Below are 9,685 nucleotides of genomic sequence, written 5' to 3'. Positions count from 1 at the left end.
CACACCACTCGAAGCTCTGCGCGACCACGACGGACTCGGACTCGCGGCATAGAAGGACAGCAAACAAGGCGTCCGGAAAACGCGGGGCCCCTCAGTCTGCCCCGCCACTGCGAGCGCGTTCAACACCCGCCCCGGCGCGGGCCGGGCGAGGCGTTCGGACTGCCGGCGCACCATCGTCATCGCCGCCGGATAGGCCGCCGACGTACCCAGTCCGAGCACCACACGCGCGACCACGAGCATGCCGATCGACGTACCCACGAAACCGATCAGCCCGCCGAGCGCGACCAGCGCCATGCCGGCGAGGTACACCCGCCTGGGCCCGAACAGATCCGCGAGCCGCCCGGCCGTCGGCTGCCCGATCGCGGTGGCCAGGTACAACGCCGACACCAGCCACGTCGTGGCCCCCGCGTCCACACCGAACGCCCGGCCGATCGACACCAGCGCGATCGCGATGATCGACGAGTTGATCGGATTCAGGACCGATCCGATGGCGGCGGCCGCGGTGAATCGGGCCCCGAATCCGGCTTGTTCGGGGGCGGGGCCGGCGAATCGGCGGCGCGAGGGCGAGGGTATCGGGTGCGGAAGCGGGTCGGTCGGGGGCATGGCGGCGGGCACGTCCGTTCTGCGGGCGTCGGGTCGGGGGCCGGACCCGGGGCGGCGCTGTCAGCCTTGCGCGTGCGTGGGTCGCCATGAAGGCCGTGTCATTCGCGCCAATGGCGAGTGCGGTGCCGGGACTGATGGCGGCACGGTCGTCCCCGTGCCGGTGCCGCCCGCCGTGCCTGTCCCCGTGGGGGACACGCACCGAGACCCCGGCTTTGTGACAATCGAGAGGTGACGTCACCACATCCACTCGGAGAGTTCCTGCAGGCCCGCCGCGCCCGTCTCCAGCCCGGCGACGTCGGGCTGCCCGCCGGCACCGGACTCCGTCGTACCCAGGGGCTGCGCAGGGAGGAGCTGGCCGCGTTGGCGGGGCTGAGCATCCAGTACTACACGCGCCTGGAGCAGGGCCGCGAAAACAATCCCGGCGGCGCGGTCCTGGACGGGATCGCGAGCGCGCTGCGGTTGAACGAGGAGGAGCACGCGCACCTGTACGCCCTGGCCAACCACGCGGCGGAGCGGCTGCCGGCCGGCGGCGCGCCCGCCGATCGGGAGGTACGGCCGGGGATCCGCGCGCTCCTGGAGCGGGTCCGACCCTGGCCCGCGTACCTGCTCGGTCGGACCAGCGACATCCTGGCCGCCAACCCAGAGGTGTTCGCGCTGCTGCCCGGACTGGCCGACTGGGCGCCGGAGCGGCGCAACAGCATCCGATACCTGTTCCTGCACCCGACGGCACGGGAGTTGTTCGCCGACTGGGAGCGGGCCGCGCTCAGCACCACCGCGCAACTGCGCTCGCTGCTCGCCGCCGACCCCAGGGACCGGGAGTTGGCCGCTCTCGTGGACGAACTCACTGAGGGGAGCCCCGAGTTCGCGGTGCAGTGGCAGCGGTACGACGTGCGCCGGCGGCGTAGCGACCAGGAGACGTACCGGCATCCGCAACTCGGCGAGATCACGCTTGCGTTCGAGGTGCTGCGGATGGAAGGCGGCCAGCGGATCACCATCTACCAGCCGCAGGAGCCGGACGAGGAGGGCCGCCGGGTGTTGCGGGGCCTGTCCGAACTGGCCACGAGGGTCCGGCCGGAGGCCACGGCGTAGGGGGGCCGGCGGCCCGGGGAGGGTCTTGCGTGTGCGGCCTGCGGGGCTTGGCGCTCAGCTGCCCAGTTGCTCAACTGCTCAGTTGCTCAGCCGCTCGGGTCGTCAGCCGCTCGGGTTCTCAGCCGCTCAGCTACTTGGCTGTTCAGGCATTCGGCTGGTCGGTATCCGGCCGTCGTGTCGGCTTCGTTTGGAGTGGCGGGCCCCGAGCGGGTGCCGAGTTCGGCCGTGTTGGCTTCCGCCGTGTTGGCTTCGGCGGTGGGCTCCGGCTCCGCTATCGGATTGGCCTCGGCAGGCCCCTCGACCTCCGCCACCACTTCGGCCCCAGCCGCAGCCGCAGCGGCCTCGGCTTCGGTAAGCGCGCGGCGCATGTCCTCGGCATGGCGGCGGGCCATCTCCCGGATCTCCGGAGTGAGGTATGGACGGTCGGCGACCGCCGCGGCCTCGGCCGACTCGGTCCAGGCACGCATGACGTCGAGGGGGCGCTGATGTCCGCACGACACCTCGGCCCCCGATTCGTCGTGCACGGTCGCCTCGTAGGCGCCATTGACCCAGACGCTGACGCCCTCCTCGTGAAAAACGACATCGAAGGGCACATCGTCGGGATCCGGTTCGGGACCGTCACCGGTTAGGAGCGTGAACTTCTCGTGTGGCCGCATCCAGTGGTCGGTGCCCCACGGCTCGACCCAGATCGCCAGCATCGCAGCGGTGTCATTGTTCAGTCTGATCGATGGCATGGCCCAGGGTATTCAGCCCACGCCCGGCCCGCTCCGGTTCGCCGGCCCGGCACGCAAGCGCCCCCCACGGAGGCCCTACAGGCAGGCAACATGCACCCATCCCCACCATCACGCCGCGCGCCGAGCCGAGGCGGGACGGGGTACGCGCGAGGAGGACGGTGTGCCGCCTCGGTCGCAGAGCGGTCGGGTCGTCCGCCGAAAGGGTTTCCCGAGTGGGTCGGCCGTGGTCGGCCGTTTCCAGCGAGAGTTGTGCTCTTGGTTGCGGGTACTGGGCCGGGGTTTATTCGGATCATGGCGGTGGGCCGCCGTCAGCCTGCGGGGCTCAGAGGGGGTGGCCTGCGTTTTCCGGACGCCTGCGTCGTTCGTTCATGGCGCGAGTCCGAATTCATCGTGCTTGCGCAGTGTTTCGAGCGGCGTGCTGTATCCCGGGCCCAAGTGGAGCCGTTGGCGTGTGTGCGCGCTGGGTTGCGACGGTCTTTACGAACACGGGCGCATCGTGGTGGACCCGGGTGGCGTGATCGCGGTCGGTCCTCAGGCCGCGGCCATTACCGAGTCGTTCGACATGTGACCGATTCTTCGTGAACTGCACCGTCACTTGGTGGAACGAGGAGCGTGAGCCCTTTTTGTCGAGTGGCATCGTGGGCAAACGCTCCGGGCGGCGCCGGTCGAGCGAGTTCGACGGGAGCTCCCGGGCCGGCCATGCTCGTGTGCGTAGGGCTCCGACAACCGCGAGTCCCGGCTGTCGGCGCGACGAGCCGGGGGAACGGCAAAGCTGCGGAGAACACGCAGGTCGGCAGGAAAAAGTCGCGGCGCAGGCGCGGGTGTGGTTGGTAGCGGTGGGGAGAGTGAGGCGTTGGGCCGAGTTCGTCGGAGGGGCTTTCGAGAAGACGGGTGTGCTCGGCGCGAGTTGCGGTTCGGCTGGGTGCGGGCAGCCGGCTGTCAGCGGGGTGAGGCGAAGGTGTTCACCCATTGGGCTGCGGCTGGGAGGACCTCGTCGAGGTTGGGGATTTCCGGGTACCAGGCTTTTTCCCATTCGAGGGAGATCCAGCCTTGCCAGGCTTGGTTTTGCAGGGTGGTGCCGATGGTGGTCAGTGGTACTGCTCCGGTGCCCAGGGGGACCGGGGTGGTGTCGATCGTCGAGGCTGCGTCCTTGATTTGGACGTAGTGCAGGAAGCCCGCCAGGGCTTCTGCGGTTTCGGGCGGTTGTTCGCCGTGGCGCCAGGGGTGCAGGGCGTCCCAGATTGCGCCGACCGCGCCGGCGAAGGGGCGGATCAGGGTTGCGACGGCTGTGCCCGTGGGGTGGGAGTCGTGGGTTTCGATGAGCATGGTGACGCCGCGAGCTCGGGCGTCGGGGAGGAGGGCGGCCAGTCTGCGTTTGGCGCGTTCGGTGTCGCCGTCGCCGGTGCCGCCGGGGAAGATGCGGACGGCCGATGCGCCCAGGTCGTAGGCCAGGTCGAGGAGGCGGTCGATGGCGGACAGGACGACCGGGTCGGGGGTGGGTGCGCAGATGCCCGCGTAGCCGGCCAGGCACGGTACGGCCAGGCCGGCGTCGGTGATTTGGGCGCGGATGGCCCGGCGCTCGGCCGGGGGCAGGTCCACGTGTACGAACTCGTCCTGGTGGACCCGGAGTTCGAGGCCGGTGCAGCCGTGTCGAAGCGCGCGGACGAGGTGTTCGTGCACCGGCCGGCCGGGGGCGCCGAGGGTGCTGAAGGCCCACCTCGGATGCTCGGGTGTGCTCACGTGTCCTCGAATCTTTCGCCCCGTGGGCGGCACGGTCGAATGGAAAGCGCTTTCCCGCTTCTGTTTCGGAGCGTAGGTCGCCGTCGCCCCCGGGTCAAGGCGACACCGGCGCGTCGAGGTGCCCCCTGTGCCCTGCCCCGGGAGCGGGATGTCAGCCGAGTGTGTAGTCCAGGACGTACGTGTGAGTGCCGTCCTCGGTTCGTGTGATGTCCAGGGAGCCGGTGATCCCGGCGAGTTCGTCCGTCCCGGTACCCGCGACCACCCGGATCGCCAGTTCCTCACCCGCGGTGCCCGGTGCGCAGTGCAGGAAGACGAAGGAGCCCTTGCGGCCCGTCAGTTCGCCGGTGAAGCGTTCCACCGCGACATAGGCGGCGGGGGTGCCTTCGACGTCCATGACCGACGACATGTGCACCGTGCTCTCGCCGGCCAGGTCGCCGGTGAACACCTTGGTGATGGTGACCCGGCCGAGTGCGGCGCCCGGGGCCTCGTCGATCGCCTCCGGTTGGAAGGAGGTGAGGTCGAACGTCCCGGTGGCGGTCGTGCCCATGCCCATTGCGCAGTCCTCGTTTCTGGGGGGATGAGGATGAGGATTCCGTATCCCGTTGATCGCACGCAGCTTTGCACACGGCGCCGACATCCGGGGAGGGCCCGGCGCCGGCGGGTCAGGCCCGCCGCCCCACCACCACCGTCATCACCGCGCACAGCGCCGCCGGCAGCAGCAGGGCCCAGGCCAGGTCGTGGGTGCCCGTCGCGCCGTCGACGCCGACGAACGCGCCCATCGCCGCGACCCCGACCGTGGCGCCGATCTGGCGGACCGCGTTGAGCAGGCCGCCGGCCGCGCCGGCCGTGCCCTCCGGTGCCGTGGCGATCACCGTGCCGACCAGGGCGGGCAGCGCGAAGGACACCCCGAAGCCGGTACACACCAGCCCGATCGCCAGCACCGGATACCCGAAGCCGGCAAGCACTGCGACGGCGAACACCACGCAGCCCGAGGTCAGCAGTCCCAGCCCGGCCAGCATCGGGGCCCGCGGCCCGGACCGCGCCACGATCCGGCCGGTGAGCAGCGGGTTCACCGCGAACGGCAGCGTCATCGGCAGGAACGCAACCCCGGTCCGCATCGGCGACATGTGCAGGTTTTGCCGGAACAGCAGCGGCAGGACGAACAGCAGTCCCGTCATCGCGAAGTTGACCGCCGCCCCGGCGAGCAGCGCCGACCTCGTGGCGCGCGAGCGCAACACCGCGGCCGGCAGCACCGGGTGCGGGCTGCGCCGTTCGGCCCGGACGAACAGCAGTGCGGCGAGCACTGCCGCCGCCCCCGAACCGGCCGCGTGCGTCCCGGACCCGGACCCGGCCGCGATCAGCGCGTCGGTGGCCAGGCCCAGTGCCACGCACACGACGAATTGGGATGCCCGGTCGATCGGCCGCTCGCCCCGGGGGCACCGCACCGCGCGGCCGGCGGTCAGCGCCAGGGTGAGGGCAGCGATCGGGACGTTGATCAGGAAGATGGAGCGCCAGCCGTACGCGTCCACGAGCAGGCCGCCGGCGAGCGGACCGACCGCGAGGGCCGCCCCGCTGAGCGCCGCCCACACCGACACCGCCCTGGCCCGCTCGGCGGGGATCGGGAACAGCCGGGTGATCATCGCCATCGACGCCGGTACGCAGGCGGCCGCAGCCACCCCGAGCAGCCCGCGCAGCGCCACCAGCGTCCACAGGTTCGGCGCCGCCGCGCTCAGCAGCGAACCGACGCCGAACCCGACGATGCCGACCCGGAACGCCCGGTGCGCGCCGAACCGATCGGCCACCGCCCCCGCGGTCAGGAGCAGTGCGCCGAAGACGACCGTGTACCCGGACACCGTCCACTGCAGCCCCGCCACCGAGCCGCCCAGCGACCGGGCCAGGTCCGGCTCGGCCACGGACAGCACGGTCATGTCGAGCAACACCATGAAGTAGCCGAGCGAGATACCGATAAGGGCTCGGGTGCGCGACCTCGAGGTGATGGCGGGTGGGGTTGCGACGGGTGGGTCGAGGAGTGTCATCGAGAGTCTCCGAGAGTGGAGCGACGGTGGGGGAGCGACCCCAAGGAGGCCCAAGGAGGCCCAAGGAAGCCAAAGAGGCCCAAAAAGGCCCAAAGAGACCCGGGGGCGACCCCGGAACGGGCCCGGGAACGACCCGGGAGAGCCCGAGGATCGCGCTGCACCACTGTCCGTCGACCGCGGCTCTCGACTCGACCGGCCCGACCGTATGCTCCGTTCGGAATATCCGAATGCTCGAAGGAGGTTGCACGGCCCATGGAACTTCGCCGGCTCCGCACCTTCGAGGCGGTTGCCCGGCTCGGCACGGTCACCGCGGCCGCCAACGCGCTCGGCATCGCGCCGTCGTCGGTCTCCGAGCAGATCCGGGTCCTGGAGAAGTCCGTGGGCGTACTCCTGTTCGACCGAGGTCCCCGGGGCATGACGCCGACCGCTGCCGGGGAGCGCATGCGGGAGTGGGCGCACCGGCTGCTCGACCAGGCCGAACAGGCCCGCCGCGAGGTGGCCGCCGCGGCGCCGCTGCTGCGGCTGGGGGCGTTGGAGAGCATCGCCGTGACCCACGTGCCCTCGGTGCTCGGCCGGCTCGCCGCCCGCCGGCCCGATCTGCGGGTCCAGGTGGTCTCGGACAGTGATCGAAGCGAACTCCTGGCCGCCGTGGTGGCCGGTCGGCTGGACGTGGCGCTGCTCCTGGACACCGGCACCTGGCTCGGCGAGCTGGGGTTCGAACCACCGCCGGCCGCACTGGCGTTCGTCGACCTGGAACCCGTCGGGCTGGCACTGGTCGCCGCCCCGGGGCATGCGCTGGGCGACCGGGACCGGATCACCGACGCCGACCTGCGCGAGGAGCGGCTGCTGGTCAATGGGGCGTCGGCCTGCTCGTTCCGGCTGGCCGGCGACCGGTTGCTCGGCGTCGAGGTGGAGCGGGTCCGGGCCGGCGGTGTCGCGGTCACCCGGGCCTGGGCCGAACAGGGGCTGGGCGTCGCGCTGTTGCCGCACTTCGCGGTCGCCGACCAACTCGCCGCCGGCACCCTGGTCAGGCTTCCGCTGGACACCCCCGACCTCACCCTGCGCCTGGTCTGGCGCCCGGACCGCGAGACGCTGCCCGGACTGCGCGAAGTGCTGTACGCGGCGGCGGCGCCCGGCGAGCACGCCGAGGCCGGCGCGCCGATCCGGGCGGGCTCGCCACAGGGCTGAGCCGCCCCCCAGCCGGCCATACAACCGACCCCACAACCAGCCACACAGCCGCCCCCACAACCGGCCCAACCCCCGCCCCGCCGACGCGCGTGTCGATCGTGCGCCGACTACGCTCGAAAACCGACCATCACGCTACGTGACGACAGCGCACCGGCCCACGCCCGCTCGCCGGCCCGGCCGGTCGACGGACGGGAGCAGGACGATGCCGGACACCACTGCGCCCCGCACGGCCGACGGGTGGTCGCCATGGACCCGGTGACCACCTCCCTGGCCGAGCTGCACGACCGGCTGAGTTCGCTCGCCGACGGCGAAGTCGCCGACTACATCCCACAGTTGGCCTCCGCCGACCCCCGTACCTTCGGCCTCGCGCTGGTCAGCATGTCCGGCAACCGCTACCACGCCGGCGACACCGACGACCTGTTCAGCATCCAGTCGGTGTCCAAGCCGTTCGTCTACGCACTCGCCGTGTCCGAACTCGGCCCGGCAGCGGTGGCCCGCCGGGTCGGCGCCGAGCCCAGCGGCGAGGCGTTCAACGCGATCAGCCTGGAGCAGGGCACCGGCCGACCGGCGAACCCGATGGTCAACGCGGGCGCGATCGTCACCACCTCGCTGGTTCCGGCGGCCGACGCGAGCGACCGCTTCGAACGCATCCGCGCGTGCCTGTCCGCCTTCGCGGGCCGATCCCTGGACGTCGACGAGGACGTCTACCGCTCCGAGGCGGCGAGCGGGGACCGCAACCGGGCGCTGGCCTACCTGATGCGCGGCGCGGGTTCGTTGGCCGGCGATGTGGACGAGACCGTACGCACCTACTTCCGCCAGTGCTCGATCCGGGTCGGGGTGGCCGACCTGGCGGTGATGGCGGCCACGCTGGCCAACGGCGGCGTCAACCCCGTCACCGGCGACCGGGTGATCGCCGAACCGGTGGCGGTGCGGGCGTTGGCGGTGATGGCGACCTGCGGGATGTACGACAGCGCGGGCGAATGGCTGCTGCGGGTGGGACTGCCGGCCAAGAGCGGGGTGTCCGGCGGCCTGATCGCATGCAGCCCGGCGCGGTTCGGCATCGCGGTACACAGCCCGCCGCTGGATCGGGCCGGCAACCCCGTGCGGGGTGTGGTCGCGCTGACCGAGTTGTCCGAACGTTTCGCGCTGCACCTGATGCACCAGCCCGGTCGGCACATCGCCACCGTCACCGAGGTCACCACCGCGCTCGACCACCCGTCCTACCGGGCCCGGACACCCGCGCAGCGGGCGGTCCTGGACCGCGAAGGGCATCGTGTCGTCATCATCCGGGCGCAGGGGGCGTTGGAGTTCACCGAGACGGAGCACCTGCTCCACGCGCTGCGTCAGTCCGAGCCGAGCCCGCCGGGGTGGATCGTGCTCGACCTGGACCGGGTGACCCGGATCGCGCTCGGCTCGGCCACGATGCTCGGCGCCGTGCTGGCCGACCTGGTCGCCGCCGGCCACGAGATCGCCATCGCCGCCCGGGAACCGCTGCTCGACCCGATCGGCGACGGGCCGGCGCCGTGGACGGCGTTCGTCAGCCGGGATGAGGCCGTCGCGTGGGGCGAGGACCGGCTGCTGGCGACGACGACCGAGCCGACCGGATAGACACGACCCCGCGCATCCGGCCGCCCGCCCCCCGCGCCCCGCACCGCTCCGGAAAAACTCCACCGGACCGGTCACACTCCTCCGCCCGCGCGGGTCACCTCCTCGACGGACCGACAACGGACCCGGACCCACGAAGGCGAAAGCCCCGACGCCGACCCGCACCCGGACCCCGAACCCGGACGCCGGCCGGCCCTCCCGAGGAGCGCAGCATGACCACAGGCATCAAGACGGTGATCTACCCCGTGCGGGATCTCGCCAAGGCCAAGGAGTTGTACAGCCGGATCCTCGGCGTCGATCCGGTGATGGACGAGTCGTACTACGTCGGCTATCACCTCGACGGCCAGGACATCGGCCTGGACCCGCACGGCCACGCCAAGTGGGAGCACGGCCCGATCTCCTACTGGCACGTCGCGGACATCGAGGCGACCTTCGCGTCGCTGGTCGAGGCCGGCGCGGAGCCCGTCCACGAGGTCAAGGACGTCGGCGGCGGCAAGCGCACCGCCGTGCTCAAGGACGCCGACGACAACCCGATCGGTCTCATCCAGGAGGCCTGAGCCCGGAGCGTCGTGGGCCCGGGAACTCGCGGAGTCCGGGCCGGGGTACGCCGAACCCCGGCCATGACTCCCGAGACCGGACTCCCGGGCCCGCGCGGGGCAGAGCGCCCGAGCCGATCTCCCCCGGCCGGAA

9 protein-coding genes are annotated in these 9,685 nt (G+C 71.8%); 4 read left to right on the top strand and 5 right to left on the bottom strand.

Annotated elements, in window-relative coordinates; all coding sequences use genetic code 11:
* A partial coding sequence (locus ACFXKZ_RS50385) for an MFS transporter (RefSeq protein ID WP_380014585.1) occupies nt 1–603 on the bottom strand: 603 nt, incomplete at its 3' end.
* A gap of 228 nt (nt 604–831) precedes the next feature.
* Here ACFXKZ_RS50385 and ACFXKZ_RS50380 point away from each other — a divergent pair.
* Nucleotides 832–1,692 carry a helix-turn-helix domain-containing protein gene (locus ACFXKZ_RS50380; protein ID WP_380014582.1) on the top strand — a complete coding sequence of 287 codons (861 nt, stop codon included), beginning with the start codon at nt 832–834 and terminating at the stop codon, nt 1,690–1,692.
* Between the two features lie 86 nt (nt 1,693–1,778).
* Here ACFXKZ_RS50380 and ACFXKZ_RS50375 read toward each other — a convergent pair whose 3' ends face one another.
* The 4 genes from ACFXKZ_RS50375 to ACFXKZ_RS50360 all read right to left on the bottom strand — a co-directional run bounded on the left by ACFXKZ_RS50375 (nt 1,779) and on the right by ACFXKZ_RS50360 (nt 6,202).
* Entirely contained in the window at nt 1,779–2,426 is a 648-nt protein-coding gene (locus ACFXKZ_RS50375; RefSeq protein ID WP_380014579.1) for a hypothetical protein, read from the bottom strand.
* A gap of 939 nt (nt 2,427–3,365) precedes the next feature.
* Nucleotides 3,366–4,166, bottom strand: coding sequence for a sugar phosphate isomerase/epimerase family protein (locus ACFXKZ_RS50370; RefSeq protein WP_380014576.1), 801 nt, complete (start codon nt 4,164–4,166; stop codon nt 3,366–3,368).
* A gap of 151 nt (nt 4,167–4,317) precedes the next feature.
* A complete protein-coding gene (locus ACFXKZ_RS50365; protein ID WP_380014573.1) occupies nt 4,318–4,719 on the bottom strand; it encodes a DUF3224 domain-containing protein in 402 nt (133 codons plus the stop codon).
* Between the two features lie 109 nt (nt 4,720–4,828).
* The gene (locus ACFXKZ_RS50360; RefSeq protein ID WP_380014570.1) at nt 4,829–6,202 is read right to left on the bottom strand and encodes an MFS transporter; all 1,374 of its coding nucleotides are present in this window, start codon (nt 6,200–6,202) and stop codon (nt 4,829–4,831) included.
* Between the two features lie 252 nt (nt 6,203–6,454).
* Here ACFXKZ_RS50360 and ACFXKZ_RS50355 point away from each other — a divergent pair, with 252 nt between their 5' ends.
* The 3 genes from ACFXKZ_RS50355 to ACFXKZ_RS50345 all read left to right on the top strand — a co-directional run bounded on the left by ACFXKZ_RS50355 (nt 6,455) and on the right by ACFXKZ_RS50345 (nt 9,552).
* A complete protein-coding gene (locus tag ACFXKZ_RS50355) occupies nt 6,455–7,390 on the top strand; it encodes a LysR family transcriptional regulator (protein ID WP_380014567.1) in 936 nt (311 codons plus the stop codon).
* 246 nt (nt 7,391–7,636) lie between these two features.
* Entirely contained in the window at nt 7,637–8,998 is a 1,362-nt protein-coding gene (gene glsA / locus ACFXKZ_RS50350; protein WP_380014564.1) for a glutaminase A, read from the top strand.
* 209 nt (nt 8,999–9,207) lie between these two features.
* Nucleotides 9,208–9,552 carry a VOC family protein gene (locus ACFXKZ_RS50345; protein WP_380014561.1) on the top strand — a complete coding sequence of 115 codons (345 nt, stop codon included), beginning with the start codon at nt 9,208–9,210 and terminating at the stop codon, nt 9,550–9,552.
* The last annotated feature ends 133 nt before the right edge of the window (nt 9,553–9,685 follow it).

The sequence above is a fragment of the Embleya sp. NPDC059237 genome, assembly GCF_042754105.1.
In the GTDB taxonomy this organism is placed as follows: domain Bacteria; phylum Actinomycetota; class Actinomycetes; order Streptomycetales; family Streptomycetaceae; genus Embleya.
Note: the sequence above shows the minus strand (reverse complement) of the source record. Positions and strands in the feature narration are given on the sequence as shown.

Bases quoted from the DNA above. Each gene is read 5' to 3' on its own strand.
- ACFXKZ_RS50345 (WP_380014561.1), top strand. From the start codon at position 9,208: ATGACCACAGGCATCAAGACGGTGATCTACCCCGTGCGGGATCTCGCC.
- ACFXKZ_RS50355 (WP_380014567.1), top strand. From the start codon at position 6,455: ATGGAACTTCGCCGGCTCCGCACCTTCGAGGCGGTTGCCCGGCTCGGC.
- ACFXKZ_RS50365 (WP_380014573.1), bottom strand. From the start codon at position 4,719: ATGGGCATGGGCACGACCGCCACCGGGACGTTCGACCTCACCTCCTTC.
- ACFXKZ_RS50360 (WP_380014570.1), bottom strand. From the start codon at position 6,202: ATGACACTCCTCGACCCACCCGTCGCAACCCCACCCGCCATCACCTCG.
- glsA (WP_380014564.1), top strand. From the start codon at position 7,637: ATGGACCCGGTGACCACCTCCCTGGCCGAGCTGCACGACCGGCTGAGT.
- ACFXKZ_RS50375 (WP_380014579.1), bottom strand. From the start codon at position 2,426: ATGCCATCGATCAGACTGAACAATGACACCGCTGCGATGCTGGCGATC.